The sequence below is a fragment of the Rhodococcus sp. 320_ES genome (assembly GCF_059691855.1).
In genome coordinates this window covers 601,554-621,191 of the sequence record NZ_JCAWAG010000003.1, presented here as the reverse complement: position 1 = coordinate 621,191, position 19,638 = coordinate 601,554, and the positions used below count along the sequence as shown (strand labels likewise).

At 66.6% G+C, this 19,638-nt stretch carries 18 protein-coding genes; 7 read left to right on the top strand and 11 right to left on the bottom strand.

What is annotated here, in order from left to right; genetic code table 11:
- Nucleotides 1-63: 63 nt before the first annotated feature.
- Both AC59JP_RS13555 and gabT read right to left on the bottom strand, forming a co-directional pair.
- A complete protein-coding gene (locus AC59JP_RS13555; protein WP_497326286.1) occupies nt 64-1,506 on the bottom strand; it encodes an NAD-dependent succinate-semialdehyde dehydrogenase in 1,443 nt (480 codons plus the stop codon).
- Nucleotides 1,503-2,891: a 4-aminobutyrate--2-oxoglutarate transaminase gene (gene gabT / locus AC59JP_RS13550; protein ID WP_497326285.1), complete on the bottom strand. Its 1,389-nt coding sequence runs from the start codon at nt 2,889-2,891 to the stop codon at nt 1,503-1,505. Before gabT ends, AC59JP_RS13555 begins: the two co-directional genes overlap by 4 nt.
- Nucleotides 2,892-3,047: 156 nt before the next feature.
- Here gabT and AC59JP_RS13545 point away from each other — a divergent pair, with 156 nt between their 5' ends.
- The gene (locus tag AC59JP_RS13545) at nt 3,048-4,550 is read left to right on the top strand and encodes a PucR family transcriptional regulator (RefSeq protein ID WP_497326284.1); all 1,503 of its coding nucleotides are present in this window, start codon (nt 3,048-3,050) and stop codon (nt 4,548-4,550) included.
- A 175-nt stretch (nt 4,551-4,725) separates the two neighbouring features.
- Here AC59JP_RS13545 and AC59JP_RS13540 read toward each other — a convergent pair whose 3' ends face one another.
- A complete protein-coding gene (locus AC59JP_RS13540) occupies nt 4,726-6,417 on the bottom strand; it encodes a flavin monoamine oxidase family protein (RefSeq protein ID WP_497326283.1) in 1,692 nt (563 codons plus the stop codon).
- Nucleotides 6,414-7,199, bottom strand: coding sequence for a carbon-nitrogen hydrolase family protein (locus AC59JP_RS13535; RefSeq protein ID WP_497326499.1), 786 nt, complete (start codon nt 7,197-7,199; stop codon nt 6,414-6,416). Before AC59JP_RS13535 ends, AC59JP_RS13540 begins: the two co-directional genes overlap by 4 nt.
- Before the next feature lie 97 nt (nt 7,200-7,296).
- Here AC59JP_RS13535 and speB point away from each other — a divergent pair, with 97 nt between their 5' ends.
- On the top strand, nt 7,297-8,235 hold the full coding sequence (gene speB / locus AC59JP_RS13530; RefSeq protein ID WP_497326282.1) for an agmatinase: 939 nt from the start codon (nt 7,297-7,299) through the stop codon (nt 8,233-8,235).
- Here speB and AC59JP_RS13525 read toward each other — a convergent pair.
- Nucleotides 8,232-8,852: a DedA family protein gene (locus AC59JP_RS13525; RefSeq protein WP_497326281.1), complete on the bottom strand. Its 621-nt coding sequence runs from the start codon at nt 8,850-8,852 to the stop codon at nt 8,232-8,234. The two genes, speB and AC59JP_RS13525, sit on opposite strands and share 4 nt — an antisense overlap.
- Nucleotides 8,853-9,082: 230 nt before the next feature.
- Between AC59JP_RS13525 and AC59JP_RS13520 the strand changes: the two genes are divergently transcribed.
- Nucleotides 9,083-9,931, top strand: coding sequence for an ANTAR domain-containing protein (locus AC59JP_RS13520; protein WP_497326280.1), 849 nt, complete (start codon nt 9,083-9,085; stop codon nt 9,929-9,931).
- On the opposite strand, the gene AC59JP_RS13515 is transcribed toward AC59JP_RS13520, so the two are convergent.
- Nucleotides 9,887-11,083, bottom strand: a complete 1,197-nt coding sequence (locus tag AC59JP_RS13515; protein ID WP_497326279.1) for a DNA cytosine methyltransferase — start codon at nt 11,081-11,083, stop codon at nt 9,887-9,889. The two genes, AC59JP_RS13520 and AC59JP_RS13515, sit on opposite strands and share 45 nt — an antisense overlap.
- A gap of 37 nt (nt 11,084-11,120) precedes the next feature.
- On the opposite strand from AC59JP_RS13515, the gene AC59JP_RS13510 reads away from it, so the two are divergent.
- The 4 genes from AC59JP_RS13510 to AC59JP_RS13495 all read left to right on the top strand — a co-directional run bounded on the left by AC59JP_RS13510 (nt 11,121) and on the right by AC59JP_RS13495 (nt 16,150).
- The gene (locus AC59JP_RS13510) at nt 11,121-12,674 is read left to right on the top strand and encodes an acetolactate synthase large subunit (RefSeq protein WP_497326278.1); all 1,554 of its coding nucleotides are present in this window, start codon (nt 11,121-11,123) and stop codon (nt 12,672-12,674) included.
- A gap of 233 nt (nt 12,675-12,907) precedes the next feature.
- Nucleotides 12,908-13,429 carry a peptide-methionine (S)-S-oxide reductase MsrA gene (msrA, locus tag AC59JP_RS13505; protein ID WP_497326277.1) on the top strand — a complete coding sequence of 174 codons (522 nt, stop codon included), beginning with the start codon at nt 12,908-12,910 and terminating at the stop codon, nt 13,427-13,429.
- A 209-nt stretch (nt 13,430-13,638) separates the two neighbouring features.
- Nucleotides 13,639-14,733, top strand: coding sequence for a ferredoxin reductase (locus tag AC59JP_RS13500; RefSeq protein ID WP_497326276.1), 1,095 nt, complete (start codon nt 13,639-13,641; stop codon nt 14,731-14,733).
- A gap of 19 nt (nt 14,734-14,752) precedes the next feature.
- Nucleotides 14,753-16,150: a fatty acid desaturase family protein gene (locus tag AC59JP_RS13495; protein ID WP_497326275.1), complete on the top strand. Its 1,398-nt coding sequence runs from the start codon at nt 14,753-14,755 to the stop codon at nt 16,148-16,150.
- A gap of 70 nt (nt 16,151-16,220) precedes the next feature.
- Here the strand turns inward: AC59JP_RS13495 and AC59JP_RS13490 are convergent, their stop codons facing one another.
- Genes AC59JP_RS13490 through AC59JP_RS13470 form a run of 5 tightly spaced genes read right to left on the bottom strand, consistent with a single transcriptional unit; the run spans nt 16,221 to nt 19,597 of the window.
- Nucleotides 16,221-16,787 carry a class I SAM-dependent methyltransferase gene (locus AC59JP_RS13490; protein ID WP_497326274.1) on the bottom strand — a complete coding sequence of 189 codons (567 nt, stop codon included), beginning with the start codon at nt 16,785-16,787 and terminating at the stop codon, nt 16,221-16,223.
- Complete coding sequence (locus AC59JP_RS13485; RefSeq protein ID WP_497326273.1) at nt 16,784-17,560, bottom strand: PIG-L deacetylase family protein; 777 nt, start codon at nt 17,558-17,560, stop codon at nt 16,784-16,786. Before AC59JP_RS13485 ends, AC59JP_RS13490 begins: the two co-directional genes overlap by 4 nt.
- The gene (locus AC59JP_RS13480) at nt 17,545-18,477 is read right to left on the bottom strand and encodes an acyl-CoA dehydrogenase family protein (protein WP_497326272.1); all 933 of its coding nucleotides are present in this window, start codon (nt 18,475-18,477) and stop codon (nt 17,545-17,547) included. The genes AC59JP_RS13485 and AC59JP_RS13480 overlap by 16 nt, the downstream gene beginning before the upstream one ends.
- The gene (locus tag AC59JP_RS13475; RefSeq protein ID WP_497326271.1) at nt 18,474-19,157 is read right to left on the bottom strand and encodes a glycosyltransferase family 2 protein; all 684 of its coding nucleotides are present in this window, start codon (nt 19,155-19,157) and stop codon (nt 18,474-18,476) included. Before AC59JP_RS13475 ends, AC59JP_RS13480 begins: the two co-directional genes overlap by 4 nt.
- Nucleotides 19,158-19,159: 2 nt before the next feature.
- Complete coding sequence (locus tag AC59JP_RS13470) at nt 19,160-19,597, bottom strand: SRPBCC family protein (protein ID WP_497326270.1); 438 nt, start codon at nt 19,595-19,597, stop codon at nt 19,160-19,162.
- Nucleotides 19,598-19,638: the final 41 nt, after the last annotated feature.

Here is a 19,638-nt window from a genome sequence, read left to right as displayed (position 1 = left end):
GCTCCGTGAAGTAATTGCCTGCTGAACGATACAGGCTTTTCGATGTTACAGAAGTGACAGGAGTTACTGAAGTGCCACGTACTTGGTCTCCAGGTACTCCTCGATGCCCTCCGAACCGCCCTCGCGGCCGAAACCGGACTCCTTGACCCCGCCGAACGGCGCCGCCGCATCGGAGACGACCCCGCGGTTCACACCGACGATTCCGGCGTTCAACTTCGACGCGACGCGCAGCGCGCGATCGACGTCCTGAGTGAAGAAGTACGCCGCGAGGCCGTACTCGGTGTCGTTGGCGGCATCGATGCCGTCCTGCTCGCTCTCGAAGCCGATCACCGCGGCCACGGGCCCGAAGATCTCTTCCTTCAGAAGACGCGCGTTCGCGGGAACCTGGTCGATCACCGTCGGGGCGAAGAAGAAGCCCGGACCGTCGACCACCTGTCCGCCGACGCGCACCCGCGCACCCTTCTCGACCGCGTCGTCCACGAGCGTCTTGACGACGGTGCGCTGACGCTCGTTGATGAGCGGGCCGATGTTGGTGTCGGGATCGAGACCGGAGCCGATCTTCAATGCCTCGATACGCGCGGACAGCTTGTCCGTGAACTCCTCGAGCACCGAATTGGCGACGTGGATGCGGTTGGCCGCCGTGCATGCCTCGCCGCCGTTGCGCATCTTCGCCAGCATCGCGCCGTCGACGGCCTTGTCGATGTCGGCGTCGTCGAACACGATCAGCGGGGCGTTGCCGCCCAGTTCCATCGAGGTGCGCAGCAGCTTGTCGGCCGAGTTGCGGACCAGCGTCTTCCCGACGGCCGTCGACCCGGTGAACGTGACCTTCTTCAGCCGCGAGTCCTGCATCAGCGGGCCGGTGACGGCGGCAGCGTCGGACGTCGGGAGGATCGACATCACGCCCTCCGGCAGACCGGCGTCGGCGAAGACCTGTCCGAGCAGAAGCATCGTCAGCGGGGTGTCCTCGGCGGGCTTGACGATGATGGTGTTGCCGGCCGCCAGAGCTGGGCCGATCTTGCGAGTTCCCATGGCCAAGGGGAAGTTCCACGGTGTGATGGCCAGGACCGGTCCGACGGGAACCTTCGTCACGAGAATGCGACCGGTGCCGGCGGGCGCCTGGGTGAAGCGGCCGCCGATGCGCACGGCCTCCTCGGAGAACCACCGCAGGAACTCGTTGCCGTAGGTGACCTCACCTTTGCTCTCCGCCAACGACTTTCCCATTTCCAGGGTCATCAGCTCGGCGAAGTCGTCGGCGCGTTCCTTCACGAGATCGAATGCGGTGCGCAGGATTTCGGCCCGCTCGCGGGTCGGCGTCGCCGCCCAGTCGGCCTGGGCTCCCACCGCGAGGTCCAGTGCGTGCATGCCGTCGGCTTCGGTCGCGTCGGAAATGGTCAGCAGATGGCTGCCGTCGGCGGGGTTCGTCACGTCGAACGTGGCGCCCGAGGAGGAGGGAACCTGCTTGCCGCCCAACCACAACTGTGTGGGGACGCTGGTCAGAACACTCATCCTGCAACCTTTCGGATGACCGACTCGAGGACGTCGAGCGCTTCGGTCAACAGTTCGTCGGATATCACCAACGACGGTAGCAATCTGACGACGTTGCCGTAGGTGCCACAGGTCAGGATGATGATGCCCTCGGCGAGCATGGCCGACGAGACGGCTTTCGTGACAGCCGCATCGGGTTCGCGGGAAGGCCGGAGGCCGGTCGTGGTGTCACTGCTGCCGCTCTCGACGAACTCGATGGCCAGCATGCCGCCGCGGCCGCGGACGTCGCCGATGATGTCGAACTCCTCGGCCAGCGTGCGCAGGCGCGTCGTGACGATCTCTTCGATGTGCCGGGCTCGACCGCGCAGGTCCAGTTCTTCCATCTGCGACATCGACGCCAACGCCGCGGCGCACGCGACGGGATTGCCGCCGTAGGTGCCGCCGAGCCCACCGGAGTGGACGGCGTCGATCAGGTCGGCGCGGCCGGTGACGGCGGCCAGCGGCATACCGCCCGCGATGCCCTTGGCCATCGTGATGAGGTCGGGAACGACGCCTTCGTGGTCGACGGCGAACCACTCGCCGGTGCGGCAGAAACCGGCCTGAACCTCGTCGGCGACGAAGACGACGCCGTTCGCGGTGGCCCATTCGGACAGCGCCGGGAGGAAACCGTCGGCGGGAACGATGAATCCGCCTTCGCCCTGAACGGGTTCGATGACGATCGCGGCGACCTGGTCGGCCCCGATCTGCTTCTCGATCATCGAGATCGCGCGGGCCGCGGCCTGCGCACCGGTGATCTCGGAGCCGTCCTTGTTCAGGCCTTCACGGAAGGGGTAGGACATCGGCGCGCGGTAGACCTCGGGCGCGAACGGGCCGAAACCGGTCTTGTAGGGCATCGCTTTCGCGGTCAGCGCCATCGTCAGGTTGGTGCGGCCGTGGTACGCGTGATCGAAGACGACGACGGCGTCGCGGCCCGTTGCGTGGCGAGCGATCTTCACGGCGTTCTCGACTGCCTCCGCGCCGCTGTTGAACAACACGGTGCGCTTGTCGAAGTCGCCGGGGGTGAGCTCGGCGAGCTTCTCCGCCACCGCGATGTAGCCCTCGTAGGGGGTCACCATGAAGCAGGTGTGAGTGAAGTGCGCGACCTGCTCCTGCACCGCCGCGACGACAGCCGGGTTGGACGCGCCGACCGACGTGACGGCGATCCCGGATCCGAGGTCGATGAGGGAGTTGCCGTCGACGTCGACGATGACGCCGCCGTCCGCATCGGCCGCGTACACCGGCACGCTCGACGCGACGCCGGCTCCGATGACGGCCTTGCGGCGCTGCGTGAGGGCCGCGGAGTTGGGTCCGGGAAGTTCGGTGACGACCCGCCGCACCTGCGGGAGCCGGTATTCGATGCTGGTCATGGCGGGCCTCTCGGGGTTCGAACTCGGGTGTAGAAAATCGGGGTGCAGAAAATCGGGGTGTAGGAGAAGTATCTCGCCGCACGGCCCCGCGAGAGCCTTGACAATCTGTCCATCGAAGCAATGGCCACGCGCCGAAACGGAGCTACGCTGACGGGTATGAGCGTGCGTTTGCCCTGGTTACTGCAGCAACGGCACCTCGATCTGCGCTTGCGTGCCGGACGCGCGGGGATCGACAACCCGGTCCAGTTCGCGCAGGCGACCGAACTGCTCGACCCCCGGCCCTGGCTGTCCGGTGGCGAACTGGTCCTCACGACCGGCCTGGACCTGCGCGGGTCGACGGCAACCTACGTCGACCGACTCGTCGACGCGCAGGTCTCCGGACTCGCGTTCGGCACCGGCCTCTCGCACCCCGACATCCCGGGCGAACTGCTGGCCCGCGCCGAGGAGGCCGGACTCCCGGTGCTGGAGGTGCCGATCGCGACACCGTTCGCGGCCGTCACCAAGGCCGTCATGGCTCGTCTCGCCGAGCAGCAGTACGAGCTGGTCCGCCGAGCCGCGGACACCCAGACGCGCATCACCCGCGCCGCTCTGCGCGGCGGACCCACGGCGATCGTGCGCGAGCTGTCGGTGGCGACGCGAGGCAGCGTCGCGTTCGTCGGGCGCCGGTCGGCCGACGTTCACCCGCCGACGGACACCGCCCTCGTCGAGGAAGCGCGCGCCTTGGTCGAACAGCAAGGCGCCACACCGGGTTCGATGAACGTCAGCAGTCCCGGCCGCACGCTCACCGTGCAACCGGTCAACCTCGCGGGAACCGCACACGGGGTCCTCGCCGTCAGCACGCCGCGCCCACTGGAAGGCGTCGAACGCGTGCTACTCGGGCACGCCGTGTCCCTGCTCACGCTCGAGCTCGAAAAGCCACTGCGGTTGCGCGACAGTCAGAATCGACTGGGCGGGTTGGCATTCGGGCTGCTGCTCGACGGGGTGCTCCGACCGAGCCAGGCCGACGGGTACCTCGACGACGCCATGGACGACGCCGGATCGCTCCGCGTCCTCGTCGTCGAGACCCCGCACGCCGACAAGGTGCGGCGCCACCTCGACACCGTCCTGCGCGACCTCGCCCGTCCCCTCGTCGCACGCGTGCACGGTTCGGTCGCCTCGCTGTTGCTGCGTGGGTCCGACACTCGCGCCGACGTCGAGGCCTGGCTGAGCAGTCTCCCGGTCAATCAACTCCGCACCGTCCGAGCGGGTCTCAGTGGCACCCACGCGCTCGGCGGCGTCGAAGACGCTGCGCTGCAAGCCACATCGGCCGTCGACATGGCGAGCGCACACGCCCCGATCGCCGAGTTCGGTGCCGCCGAGGGCACCACTCTGCTCTCGTCGGAACCCGTCCGTCGCGCGTTGCGTGCCATCGCCGCGTCGACCGTCGCGGTGCTCGACGAACACGACAAGGCCGAGGGGTCGTTCCTGGTTCCCTCGCTGCGCGCCTACCTCGAAGCCAACGGCCAATGGGAAAGTGCCGCAGCATCGTTGAACGTGCACCGTCACACACTGAGAAGCCGAATCGGCCGCGTGGAGGCGGTGCTGGACTGCGACCTGTCGAACGCGCTGGTGCGCGCGGAACTCCTGCTCGCGCTGCACGGCGGTGGATCAGGGCATTGACGAGATCCGTACGTCAGGATTGCGTCAAGATCGTCGACGCCGACGGCATGCGCCAGCACACTGAATCCATGATCGATTCGTTGTCGTTGCTGCTGGTACTGGCGGTGCCCGTCACCGTCCTGCTCGTGGTCGGGCACCTCAATCGCCGCGACGCGCGGCTGTGGTCCGACCGGACCTACTCGTCCGACATCCGCAGCGGCGCAATGTCCGCGAACACGTCACCCGGACCCGGATTGTCCGGATTGGACTTTCCACCAAGGTGATTCAGGACGCCCCACACGGCGTTGAGCGCGGTCTGAATGGCGCCTTCGGCCCACCCGGCCGTCCACGAGATGTCGTCGCCGGCAAGGAAGATGCCGCGGTGACGCGGGTCCAGGTCGGCCTGGTGGAAGTGGGAGAACAGCCGCTCCTGATAGCGGTAGTGGCCGGGCAGGTTCGCCTTGAACGCACCCATGAAGTCCCGCTCGGTCTCCCACGACAACGTCACCGGATCCGAGATCACGTGACTGCGAATGTCCACACCCGGATAGATCTCGTCGAGCGACTTGAGCATCAGATTCCGCCGCTCACCGGGGCTCAGCGGAAGTAGCTTGAGGGAGTCGTCGGACCAGGTGTAGGACAGGCAGATCAGGCCGGGTCGTCCCTCCCCCTGATCGAGCAGATACGTTCCGCGACTGAGGCGGTCGGTCAGCGTCATGCTCATGACGTCGCGGCCGGTCGTCGGGTCCACGTCCTTCCAGAAGGGACGGTCGACGAGAACGAACACCTTGGTCGACCCCATGTAATGCGTGCGTTCGATGGCGGTCCAGTGATCGATCGGGAACAGGTCGTCGTCGCAGTCGATGTTGTTGAGCAGCATCCAACTCTGCGCCGTGAACACTGCCGACGCGAAGGTCGTGGTGACACCGCTGGCGTCGGTGACCGAGACCGAACCGTCGGACGCTCGGGAGAGCGCGGTCACGGCGGGCCGGGTGTACCCACCGTTCAGCGACGCCACCGAGGTTCCGGCCGGCCAGTGCGCCGCGTTCTCCGGTGCCTGCGTCCACAGCCGCATCGGTAGTTGCTGCGAACCGCCGACGATGCCGCGGTGATGGTCGTCCGCCGCGGTGCTGACCACGCGCAGGATCTCCAGGATCGAGTTGGGGAAGTCGGTGTCCCATCCGCCGGTGCCGAAACCGACCTGCCCGAACAGCTCCCGTCGGCGGAACGACGTGAAATGCGGTGACGCGGCGAGGAATCCGTAGAAGGTGGTGTCGTCGAACCGGTGCACCAGCTCGTTCCACACTCGCTTGACCTCGGCCGCATCGCGGGCGCGGATCGCCTTCTGCAGCGGGATCAGCTGCGAGTTCTCCTCCAGCGTGCGCTGCCACGCCTGCGCGACCTCGGCGAATTCGCTCGGCAGGTCGTCGAGGTGGCGCGCGTAGTGGCTCTCCCCCTTGAGATCGATCACCGTGCTGGGCGTCACCTCGGCCAGCGGGTTCGGAAACGGGGTCGTCTCGAGGCCGAGACAGTCCAGGTAGTGGAACAGCGTCGTCGACGACGGCGGGAAGCGCATCGCCCCCATTTCGGCCACGACGTCCGGATACCCGTCGAAGGGAACCGATTTCATGCGTCCGCCGATCTCGCCGGACTCGTAGACCACCGGCTTCAGACCGAGTTTGAGCAGCTCGTACGCCGACACCATGCCCGACAGGCCGCCGCCGATGACGGCAACCTCAGTGCCGTACCGCTCGGGCGGCACCTCGCCCAGACCCGCCGGGTGCGTCACGTAATCGTCGTAGGGGAACGGGAAGTCCGGCCCGAACATCGTCAGCGGCGGCTCTTCCTGAACGGTGGCCGTGCTGTCCGGGGTGACGGGGGCGGTCATCGGAGGTTCTCCTGCTCGTACAGATCGGGGCGACGGTCGTCGAGATGAGTGTTGACGCCGCGGGAGCGGACCACGTCGGCAGGGTCCAGGTCGAACGTCACCAGCTGTTCACCGCGTCCGGCGCGGGCGAGTTCGGTTCCGTCGGGCGCGATGGTGCACGTGAGGCCGACGTATTCGAGACCGTTCTCGACGCCGCACCGGTTGACGTAGCTCACGAACATCTGGCTCTCGTAGGCGCGCGCCGGCACCACCTGCGTCGCCACGAGGTCGTACGGCGTCATCAGCCCGGTGGGAACGATCAACCACTGCGTGCCCGAATCAGCATGCGCGCGTACGGCTTCCGGGAACTCGACGTCGTAACACACGAGCACTCCGCATCGGGTGCCGTCGAGATCGAACTGCGACACCAACGTGTGTCCCGGCGTGAAGTGGTCGCGGTCGAGGTCACCGAACAGGTGCGTCTTGCGGTAGTTCAGCACCGTGGAACCGTCGCGGTCGATCACTGCAGCGCTGTTGTAGACCCGGCCGTCGGCCGCTTCGGGATAGCCGTAGACGACGGCGATGGAATTCTCACGCGCGATCTCGCTCATCGCGGCGGAGATGGGGCCGTCCGCCGGTTCGGCTCGCTCGACGATGAGGTGCCCGATGTTGTAGCCGGTCGCCGACATCTCCGGGCACACCAGGATGCGCGCTCCGCGGGCGACGGCCTCGCGAGCCGCCGCAGCGATCGCGTCGACAATTCCGTCGGGGCTCTCCGGTCCCTGGAAGAGGCTCACCGTGATCACTGGCCGACCTCCTCGGTGTTCTCGGGACAGTTCGCACCCTATTTTCGTCCCTGGTAGCCCGCAAATCACGGGTTCACGGGGCAGGATCGTGACCATGAGCAACATCGGACCCGTCGACGCCACCAAGTTCCCCCGCTACACCGAGCCGTCCACGTTCGCTCGACTGCCGAGGCTCGACGAAGTCTCCCGCGCCGACGTCACCATTCTGGGCGTGCCGTTCGACTCCGGGGTCAGCTACCGCCCGGGCGCGCGATTCGGCCCCGGCCACATCCGCGCGGCATCCAAGCTGCTGCGGCCGTACAACCAGGCCGTCGACGTCTCCCCGTTCGCGGTGCAGCAGGTGGCCGACGCCGGCGACATCGGCGTCAATCCGTTCGACATCGTCGAAGCCCTGTCCACCATCGACTCGGCCGTCACGGACGTGCGCAAGGACGGATCGTCGCTGCTCACGCTCGGCGGCGATCACACGATCGCGCTCCCGATCCTGCGGTCCCTCTACCGCGATCACGGGCCGATCGCCGTCCTGCACTTCGACGCCCACCTCGACACCTGGGACACGTACTTCGGCGCTCCCTACACGCACGGCACGCCGTTCCGCCGCGCCAGCGAGGAGGGTCTGATCGATCTGGAGCGATCGCAGCACATCGGAATCCGCGGGCCGCTGTACGGCAAGAAGGACCTCGAGGACGACGAGATTCTGGGCTTCCAGATCATCCGATCCGACGACTTCGAGGTCGACGGGGTGCGCAGCATCGTCGAACGCATGCGTCGCCGACTCGACGGTGGACCGGTCTACGTGTCGGTGGACATCGACGTGCTCGATCCGGCGCACGCTCCCGGCACCGGCACACCGGAGGCGGGCGGCATGACGTCGCGCGAATTGCTCAACACTCTGCGCGGCCTGGTCGGGCTGAACGTGGTGGGCGCCGACATCGTGGAAGTCGCACCTGCCTACGACCACGCCGAGATCACCGGCATCGCCGCCGCACACGTGGCGTACGAACTGTTGTCGGTGCTCGCGCTGAATCGCTAGCTCGCGGCGGGCTTGGCCGCCGACCGGTGCTTGCGAACCCGCCATACGATCAGCGCGATCACGACGATCGCCACCACGATCAACGCCGCATCTCGGCCGACGGTCTTCGCGACGGCCTCCCACGAGTTGCCGGCGACGAAGCCGAGGGTGACGAAGCCCGCACCCCACACCAGGCCGCCGAGTGCATTCCAGGACAGGAATTTCGGATAGGGCATTCGAGAAATTCCCGCGAGTGCGGGCATCACGGCGCGAAAAAAGGCGACGAATCGACCGAGAAATACCGCCGACCCACCGCGTCGTGCCAAGAAATTCTGAGCTTCCGTGAGCTTTTCGCGCCTTTTGTCCAGAATGCGCATCTGCAGCAATCGAGGCCCGAAGTGTTTGCCGATTTCGAATCCGCAGCTGTCGCCCACGATGGCGGCGACGACGACCACCGCGGCAATCGCGACCACCTCGACCTTGCCCTGACTGGCCGCGACGCCGCCCAGAACCGCCGCTGTCTCACCGGGAACGACGAATCCCACGAATATCGCGTCCTCGACGAACACCAGCAAACCGACAGTGAGATAGATCCATATCGGAGCGATGTCGAGAATGCGTTCGATCAACGAGGTCATGAATCGATGATAGGTACCGAATCGACCGAAAAGCTGGCACCACGGACCGGAAGAACCCCGTCGGGCACTCACGCGACCGACGGGGCACTCCGAGTCATCGGCGGTTTTCTGCACTCGATGTCTCTGGCAACGCACGACGTCCGGACATCGCACTCACCTTGCTCACGTGTACCCGTAGTACGGCTGACGAAACAGCGACCGGTCGGTGACCCCGTGCCATACTTCTCGCCGTGATCACCCCCGAATGCGGGGCCTCGACAGACGGCTCGGTACTCGCAGACGCCGATTCCTCGGTCGTCGGTGAGGCTGCCGCCGTGGTGACGGACGCCGCAGAGACCGCGCTGACCCCCGCGCGCATCGCCACCCTGCTCGCCGCCGTGGGCGGAAGCGTCGTGGACGACGACCATCTCGTGGTGGTACTCGAGCGTTCGGTCGAGATCGCTCGGCAGGCGATTGCCGGCGCGTCGAGCTGCGGAGTCACCGTCGTGCTGGGTGGCAGCACCTATACGGCCGTCCACACCGACCAGCGCACCCTCGCCGTGGACACCCACCAGTACGACGTGGGCGACGGCCCCTGCCTGGAAGCCGCGCGCACCGGCCGCATCGTGCGCGTGGACGTCGACGACGCCGAGCAGGCCTGGCCCGAGTTCGCTCGCCTCGCCCGAGCGGACGGGATTCGCTCGTTCCTCGCCGCACCGCTGCGCACCGACACCCTCGAGTTCGGTTCGTTCAACCTGTACGGCACCGCTCCGCGGGCGTTCGACGATCTCGACGAAGCCGTTCTCGACGCCCTCACCACCATCACCGCCCGCGCACTGGGCGACTACGCGAGGGTGCGGTCGGAAGAAGAGGTGTCGAACGGTCTTCGCGACGCCATGGCCCACCGCGCACCCATCGAACAGGCCAAGGGAATGCTCATGGCCATGCACGGAATAGACGCGGACGCGGCGTTCGCCATGCTGTCGACTCAGTCGCAGAAGGAGAACCGCAAAGTCCGCGACATCGCCCGCGAATTCGTGTCCGAGGTATCGGACTCAACTGCCTCCGACTCGAGCAGGCCGAATGTCGGACGCTCGTAGCGACGTGTTCGGCAGCACCACGTCCGCCATGTCCGGACGCTCTCCGGTCAACGACCACCGCGCCGCAGCCGCGATCTGGTAGCTGATCAACGGCGGGACCGCATCACCGACGTGGCGGTACCGGTTCGCGAGTCCACCACCACCGAAGCGATAGTCACCGGGAAAACCGTTGAGCACAGCCATTTCTCGAAGACTGCACAGCCGATCGTCCACCGGGTGGGCGTAGCGCCCGTTGCCCACGTGCCCGCATTCACGCTTGATGGTCGGCGCCGGCTTGTTCCAGGCCATGCGACCGTACACGTCCGGGAAGCTGCCCAGCTTCTCGCGCTCGACCAGCCGGGCCATCGCCGGCGTGAGGTGCTGCGGCGCAGCACGAATCAGGTCGCGCCACGAACCACCGTCGTGCGGAATGGCAGCGATGCGCTCGCGGCTTGCCTCGGAGTGAAACCGGGGCGATACGTGCGCGGAATCCGTCGGATCCGTTTCTCCCGCCGACTGCGAACGATACTGTCCCACAGCGTTCTTCACCGTCACCACGTCCGGCGGTATTCGGTACCCGTCCCACAGGTCGTCCAGCGATCGCGGAATCACACCGTCGCGCGCGGCGACGATCAGCGCTCGTTCGCGTACCTGCGGCAGCCCGTACGTCGAGAGCATCCGAACCCTGGCGTCGACGGTGTACCCCAACCGCGTCAGCGCAGTTCGCAGGACGTCGAAATGCTCACGGAAGTTGCCGCTCAACAGCTCTCGGGCGTTCTCCATCACGATGACCGACGGGCGCAGCTGCTCGGCGAACAGCGCCACGCGAGGCACGAGGGCGTTGCGCATGTCGTCGACGAGGTGGTTACGGCTGTTGGTCCGGCTGAAACCAGTACACGGCGGACATGCCGACAGGACATCGATCGAATCAACGCCCAACTGCCGCGCCAATTCCCCCGGCTCCACCGCAGCCAAGTCGATGTCGAGCGGTTCCATCCCGATGTTCAGCGCGTAGGTCGAGTTGCACGCGAGCGATCCGCGTCGGCTGCTGGGCTTTCCGAGTTGCGCGTCGACGGCGCCGACGATCTCGAACGACGGATGGGCGTGGAATCCGTAACTCATCCCGCCGCCACCGGAGAACAGATCCACCACGGTGAACGGACGCTCGGCCATAGGTCGAGAGCCTAACGGCTCGGTTAGTGTCGAAAACATGATCGGTTCACAGGCCCTCATCCGAACTCTCGTCGACGCGCAGGTCGACGTGTGTTTCATGAACCCCGGCACCTCCGAAATGCACTTCGTGCACAGCCTCGATTCGGTTCCCGAGATGCGCGGCGTGTTGACACTGTTCGAAGGTGTCGCCACGGGAGCGGCCGACGGGTACGCCCGGATCGCCGAGAAGCCGGCGGCTGTACTTCTGCATCTCGGTCCGGGCCTGGGGAACGGGCTTGCGAACCTGCACAACGCCCGTCGTGCGCACTCACCGATGGTCACCGTGGTCGGTGCGCACGCGACGTTCCACGAGAAGTACGACGCGCCCCTGCAGTCGGACATCGAATCGGTGGCCCGCACGGTGTCGGGGTGGGTGCACACGTCGGGGCTCACCCGCGACGTCGCCGAGGACGGGGCGCGGGCCGTCGCCGCAGCCACCACTGCGCCGGGTCACATCGCGACTCTGGTGCTTCCTGCGGACGTGTCGTGGTCCGACGGTGCCGAACCGGCGACGCCGCGCCCGGTCACAGCTGCGCCGTCCGTCGCGCACGAACGGGTCCGAGAAATCGCCGATTCGTTGTCACAGCAGCGCAATACGGTGGTTCTGCTCGGCGGTCCGGCGCTGGGAGAGCGGGGTCTTCGCGCCGCGAGCCGCATCGCACAGGCAACCGGTGTGCGGCTGCTGGCGGAGTGCTTTCCGGCCCGCATCGAACGCGGGGCGGGCGTTCCCACCGTCGACCGCGTGGCCTATCTGTCGGAGGCGGCACAGGAACAGTTCACCGGTGTGACTCGAATCCTGTTGTCCGGCGCGGCAGCCCCGGTGTCCTTCTTCGCCTACCCGGGAAAGGTGGGTGACCTCGTGCCGGAGGGATGCGTCGTCGACACGCTCGCGGGCCTCGACCAGGACGTCGTCGGCACGCTCGAGGCGGTGGCGGACCTGGTCGCCTCGGACACCGAGCCGCTGTGTGCCGAGGCCGTCGACACTCCGCGCCCGACGGGTGAGCTGAACGTCCTCACCTTGGCGGCGGCCATCGCTCACACGCTGCCCGACAACGCGATCGTGGTCGACGAGGCGAATACCTCGGGGTTCGCTCTCCCCGCCGCGACGGCGGGCGCCCCGCGGCACAGCCTGCTCACGCTGACCGGCGGAGCCATCGGTCAGGGCTTGCCGGTGGCGGTCGGTGCCGCGATCGCCGCTCCGGACCGCAGGGTGATCACCGTCGAATCGGACGGCAGCGCGCTGTACACGATCCAGGCGTTGTGGACCCAGGCCCGCGAGAACCTCGACGTCACCACGATCTTGATCAACAACAGCTCGTACGCGATCCTGCGGATCGAGCTGATGCGGGTCGGGGCCGACAACCCCGGACCTCGCGCGCTCGAGATGCTCGATCTGTCGAAGCCGGACGTCGACTTCACGGCACTCGCGTCGGGCCTCGGCGTCTCGGCGGTTCGGGTGAGCACCGTCGACGAGCTCGTCGACGCGATCGAGCGCGCCAATTCCACCCCCGGTCCGTCGTTGATCGAGGCCATGGTGCCGCCGATCGTGTGATTGCAGGTTTCCCGGCCCACGCACCCCGAATCGTAGGTGCCGCAGCCCGACGCACCGGCGATAAGAGGTGCCCCAGCCCCGGTGCACCCCGAATTGCGTCACACACACCCTGTTGCGGGTGCACACAGCGAAACGAGGTGCCCGAACACCGCGCACCCCTGATTGCAGGTGTCGGGACCAAAATGCGCCCTTGGTTCGTTGAGCAAGTAGACCGCAACGTAAAGGAGTCACACATGGGCACCACAACCGAAACCGCCGTCCTCGCGGGCGGATGCTTCTGGGGCATGCAGGACCTGATTCGCAAGCAGCCCGGCGTCATCAGCACCCGCGTCGGCTACTCCGGCGGCGACGTGGAGAACGCCACCTACCGTCGGCACGGAACCCACGCGGAATCCGTCGAGATCGTGTTCGACCCCGAGCAGACTTCGTTCCGGAACATCCTGGAGTTCTTCTTCCAGGTTCACGACCCGAGCACCAAGAACCGTCAGGGCAACGACGTCGGTGTCAGCTACCGGTCGGCCATCTTCTACACCAGCGAGGAGCAGAAGCGGGTCGCCGAGGACACGATCGCCGACGTCGACGCGTCCGGTCTGTGGCCGGGCAAGGTCGTCACCGAAGTCGCACCGGTGGGTCCGTTCTGGGAGGCAGAGCCCGAACACCAGGACTACCTGCAGAAGTTCCCGCAGGGATACACCTGCCACTTCGTGCGTCCGGGCTGGAAGCTGCCGCGGCGTACCGAGTCGGCAACCGCCTGACGTTGTGACGTGTGGTCGTGGTCGCGGCCTCGGTCGTGACCACCCACAGCAAGGGTCGGCTCATGTGAGCCGGGTGAGTCAAGGGGTATTACTGTGGGGTAGGTAACACCCACCACTCACCCGGACCGGCCCGAAGCGCTGCTCGGCAGCGTTTCGGCCGGATCGGTCGTTTCATTACTGAGACGGCAATTCACAGATAGGTTGACGGAGTGGCCGAACGCGGAGCACGACCCAATGTCTCGAAAGCTCGGCGCCTGTCGCTGAAGGCGCTGCGGGTGCTGTTCAACCCGCTGCGACCCGACGATTACCTCGAGATGATCAACCCTCTGTGGACCACTCGCGAGCTGCGCGGGAAGGTCGAGAAGGTCGAGCCCGAGGGCAGCGAGGCCGTCTCGGTCTTCATCAGGCCCGGGTACGAGTGGGCGCCGCACAAGCCCGGTCAGTACGTACGCCTCGGCGTGATCATCGACGGTCGCTACCACTGGCGCGCGTACTCGCTCACCTCCGATCCGAATCCGCGCGACGGCCTGGTCAGCGTCAGCCCCAAGCTCGTCGAAGAGGGCACCGTCTCGCCGTATCTGGTGCGCGACATCAAGCCCGGCGACGTGGTTCGCCTCAGCGAAGTCGAGGGCGAGTTCCTTCTTCCCGATCCGCTGCCCGAGAAGCTGCTGTTCGTCAGCGCCGGCAGTGGAATCACCCCCATCGTGTCGATGCTGCGCAGCCTGATGCACAAGGGCACCGTGCCCGACTCCGTGATCGTGCACTCCGTCCACGACGAGAAGCAGATCATGTTCGCGTCCACTCTCGACGAGCTCGAGAAGGACCACGGCGTGCGGGTCATCCGCCGCATCACCAGCGACGACGGCCGCATGAAGCCGTCCGATCTCGACGAGATCGCCCCCGACTGGCGCGAGCGCGAATCCTTCGTCTCGGGCCCGGGCGACCTGTTGTCCGACATGCGCGAGTACTTCAAGACTCACGATCTGTCCGACAGGTTCCACTACGAAAGCTTCCAGCCGACGATCGGCGGTGAGGATCACGAGGGCAAGGGCGGCACCATCAAGTTCTTGCAGAGTGACACCGAGACCGAAGCCGACGGCGGGACAACGATTTTGGTGGCCGGCGAAGAAGCCGGCCTCGAATTGGCGCACGGTTGCCGTATCGGCATCTGCCATACGTGCATCGGTACGTTGAAAAAAGGTAGTTTGCGTGACCTCCGAAACGGGGAAGTCTCGTCACCTACGGGGGAATCGGTGCGCATTTGTGTAAACGCTGCAGAGGGCGACATCGAAATCGAGTTGTAGAAGTCGACACGGAGGAACTATGACCACAATTTCGGAACGGCCGTCGGTGGCAAACCCGCTGGCCCATCTCAGCGCCGAAACGATCGAGAAGCTCGCCGAGGAGTTCGACGCGATTCACGACGAGGTCTACGCCGATCTCGGACAGAAGGATCGCGACTACATCACCGGCGTGATCGCCATGCAGCGTCAGCTGGTGGTCGCCGGACGTGTGCTGCTCCTGGGCTCGCGCAGCAAGACCGCATGGGTGGCAGGCACCGCCGCCCTGGGCGTCGCCAAGATTCTCGAGAACATGGAGATCGGGCACAACGTCATGCACGGGCAGTGGGACTGGATGAACGATCCGGACATCCACTCCTCCGTGTGGGACTGGGACACCGCCTCCACCGCTGCGTCGTGGAAGCACTCGCACAACTACGTGCACCACACGTACACGAACATTCGCGGCAAGGACAAGGATCTCGGCTACGAGATCATGCGTATCGACCCGTCGCAGAAGTGGCATCCGGCCTACCTGGCCCAGCCGTTCTACAACTTGCTGCTGATGGCGTTCTTCGAGTGGGGCGTCGCGCTCCACGACCTGGACATCGAGGCGATCCGCCGGGGCGAGAAGCCGATGAAGGACGTGCTGAGCGACCTTCGCGGCATCGCGCACAAGGGTCGCAAGCAGATCATGAAGGACTACATCGGCTGGCCCACGATCAGCGCCGGCGCGTATGCGCTCGCGCAGCTCGCGTCGGGTGGACGTATTCCGGAGCCCAAGTCCTCGCGCATCGCGTCCCGCCTGCGCAAGGCGAGCTCGAGCAAGAGGAGCAAGTCGGTCGCGTCCTTCCTGGACAAGCGCGCCGGCGGCGTCGAGAACACCTTCCTCGCCACCTTTGCAGCCGACTTCACGGCCAACATCATCCGCAACGTGTGGTCGCACGCCATCATCTTCTGCGGACACTTCCCCGACCAGGCGTACACGTTCAGCAAGGACGAGACCGAGAACGAGACTCGTGGCGGATGGTACGTCCGTCAGCTCGTGGGTGCCGCCAACATCGACGGCAGCGACATGTTCCACCTGATGAGCGGCAACCTCAGCTTCCAGGTCGAGCACCACCTCTACCCGGACATGCCCAGCACCCGGTACAAGGAAGTCGCGCCCAAGGTCAAGGACATCTGCGAGCGCTACCAGCTTCCGTACAACACCGGCCCGTTCTCGCAGCAGTGGGGAATGGTCATGCGCACCATCGCGCGCCTGGCACTGCCCGGCGGCAAGGCTCGCCCTAAGCCCGGCCCCTACCGGAGCGAGCTCGACAGCTCCGACACCAAGCCGAGCGAGGCAGCACGCTCGCGTAGCCGTGTGCCGGCCGGTGGCTCCAACTCCGGACCCGAGCACAAGGGTGGTGGCGTCGAAGTTCAGCCGCCGCCGCGCTAGAAACATCGATCGAGCAAGCGGCCCCGACACTTTCGAGTGTCGGGGCCGCTTGCTTGGTCCATACCGCGTGTCAGCGAACTCGCTGCATGACATCGGCCAGGAAATCCGCGTCGGCGTACTGCGCGTCGACACGTAGCCCCTCGGTGGATCGCAGCACCCGGTGCACCTGCTCGGCGTCGGTCGGGTAGTCGTCGACGTGGTGCCGCCAATGCACCGCGATCAGGGTGCCGCCCAATTCGAGTGTGTCCCTGACCGTCGTTGCGATGGACGGCAATTCGGCCTCGGTGAAGTAGTACGCCATCTCGCTGAGCACCACGAGATCGACCGGCTCGTCCGGTCCGCCGTCACGCAGCGAGCTCTGCTCGAAGGTCACGTTGGGCAGGTTTCGCGACCGGGCTCGATCGAGAGCGGCCGCCGCGACATCGGTCGACAGCACCGAATCGCACCGCGCCGCAATCCTTTCGGTGAGCACCCCGATGGAGCACCCGGGTTCGAACGCTCGCCGGTAGCGCTCCTCCGGCAACATGGCCATGGTCAGGTCGTACTTGCGCCGCTCGTACCACCGGGTCTCGAAGCCCCACGGATCGGGATTAGCGGCGTACATGTCGTCGAAGTACTTGTCCGGCAAAGCGGTCATAGCGCTGGCACATCCTCCACGAACACGGTTTCCGTCTCTCGGAGCAATCGCTCGAGCACCCACTCGGGCAGCACGGCGCGATCCGCCGGATCCGGGGACAGGTCCTCGATCTGGGATCGAAATCTGGACACCGCCCGGCGTTTCGCAGTCAGTTGCTCGGGCGACAATGCGACGGTGCGCGCCCGGCTCCACGGCACGCTGTCGTCGTCGGGGACGGCCCAGTGCCACATCCAGACGGGGTACTCGACGTAGGTGAGTCCCGCGGCCGTCGCCACCCGCTGGGCGACACGTCCGGTCGCCTCGTGGTCGGGATGCCCGTCACCCGAGTACGTTGCGGCGCACCATGTTCCCGGACCGCAGTCGTGCAGGAAGTCGGAGAGCTCGTCATGCAGTTCGTCCTCGTGCGCGGCAATGCGGCCGTCGGGTAGTCCCAGCCGGTGCGGCGGCGCCAAGCCCAGATCACCGAGCGCCGTGATGGATTCGAGGCGGCGCACCCGTTCCAGGTCGCCCCGTCCGTAGGTCGGCGAGCCGGGGTGCGAGGCTCCGCCGTCCGTGACCGACACGACGGAGACGTCGACTCCCACCTCGGCGAGCGCGGCGGCCGTGCCTCCCATCCCCAGGATTTCGTCGTCGGGGTGCGGGGCGATCACGATCAGGCGCCGGCACGTCGACATGTCCAGCGGAGCGAAATCCGGTGTCCACTGCTGCCACACTGCTTCCGGCGTTCCCCGGTCCGCGACGGGACTGGCTTCGAACCTCACGGTGTTCGCCACGACGGCTCCTTCTCCACGATGCTGCGGCCCAACGCCTCGAGGTCCTGCTCGGCGTGCGACTGCCGGATGTACGTGCCGAGATCCGCGACCCTGTGCGCGTGGTCGGCGTTCGAGCAGAGCGGCCCGGCGCCCAAGGCGCGACCGACGCGGTCGAGTGTGTCGGTGACCGACTCTTCGACGATGCGGCGAACACGCAACGCTCGCGTACGTCCGCCCCCGAGCCGGTCCAGCGGATCGTCGTCGATTTCGGTTGCGGCACAGTCCAATGCGTAGGACGCCGCGGTGAGCGCGGCGTCGACGCCGCCGAGATGAGCCATCGCATGCGGTGAGGCGGTTCCGCGTTCGCACGCGTCGTACAGCGTGTCGGCCACCGCGAGCGCGCCCCCGAACCAACACGCGGCGACACCGATGGCGCCGTGCCAGAACCCCGGGCGCGACAGGTACTCACCGGGGGCGCCGACCTGTTGCGCCGGCACGTCGTCGAAATCGACTGCGCCGGAATCGCTGTCCGCCATTCCGACCGCGTGCCACGTGTTGGGAACGGGGGCGACGCCGTCGTCACGCAGATCGACCGCGAACAGTGCCGGAGTCCCGTCGACGCGTGCCGTGACAAGAGCGTGCGTGCAGCTGCTCGCACCCGAACACCACGGCTTTCTACCGCTCAGCCGCCAGTCGCCGCCGCGCCGCGTCGCCAGGAGTACCGGTGCGGGAGGCTCCGCAGCCCACACTCCCCACGAATCGAGGTGCCCGACCGACGGGCCACCGAGTTCGGCCAGGATCGCAATGGCGTCGGCGTGCGCTTCCGCCATCCGCCCGTCCACGACATTGCGTCGGGCCGTGCGCTGCAGCACCGTCCACCGCTCACGGGTGCGACCCCCACCAGGAAGGGGAAGATCGAGCGGGCCGGACACCGTCACGACGGCACCGTCAGCGAACGCAAGTGCTGCGCGAATCCGTCGTCGGCACGCGCGTCGCTGCGATCGGACGTGGCCACGCACAGATCGTCAGCCCACGCGACCAAACGCCCGGCCGCGATCAAGCGGTCGACGAGGTCCTGATCCTCGCCGACGGCCAACGGTCGAAATCCGCCGACGGACCGGTAGGCGTCCGCACGCACACCCAGGCTGGCGCCGTGCACGTGCTTCTGCGTCGAATTGCCCAGCGGCGCAGCGTAGTTCTCCTCGAACAGACGCTGCACGGCCGGCGAGTGGTGCGGCCAGGTGTCGACACGCACCGTGCCCGCCACGGCGTCGGCAGATGCCGCATGAGACACATGGTTGTGGAACCAGGTCGCCTCCACGACGGAGTCGGCGTCCGTGGTCGCGAACCAGGTATCCGGTCCACTTTCCGCCGCGGCGGAATCGAACCCGGCTGCACGGGCCACGCCGACGTTGCGGGCGCCGATCTCGACGACCCGAACACCCTGCGGTACCACCGACGCGGTGTCGTCGTCGCACGCGTCGAGTACGACGACCAGTGCGACCGGAACGGGCACCGCCGCCGCGGCAACAGTCAACGCATCGAGACACCGTGGCAGCAGCTCGACTTCGTTGTGTGCCGGCACCACCGCAACGATGCGCGCCGGCGGCGTGAACACGACTACGCGAGTTTCTCGACCGCAGCCGTGATCGCGTCGACGGTCTCGTCGCCGACTCGCTCGAAGGCAACCCCGGCGATCGGGTCGGCCAACTTCGCGATTCCGTTGAACTCGATGTGCGCGTGGTACGTGATCTGCGTTGCCTGCGGGCCGGCTTCGGAGAACGTCAAATCGTCGACGCTGGTCGCCGTCTTGTTCTCGCCGCGGAACACGATGTGTTCCGTCTCGTCGGTCTCGAGCGAGTAGGTCAGCTCCGTCGACAACCCGTACATCTTCGTGGTGTTGTGCCACTGCGTTCCCACGGCGACGGGGCCCGCGGTGATCTGCTCGCACTTTTCCGTCCCCGGGTCCCAGGCCTCGGCGTTGGCGAAATCTCGGAGGTAGGCGGTCACCTTGGGCAGGGTTTGCTTGACGGTGAACGTTCGGGTCACATCGACCATGGGAGGCTCCTTCTAGGGCTCTTGTACGCGGTGATTACCCA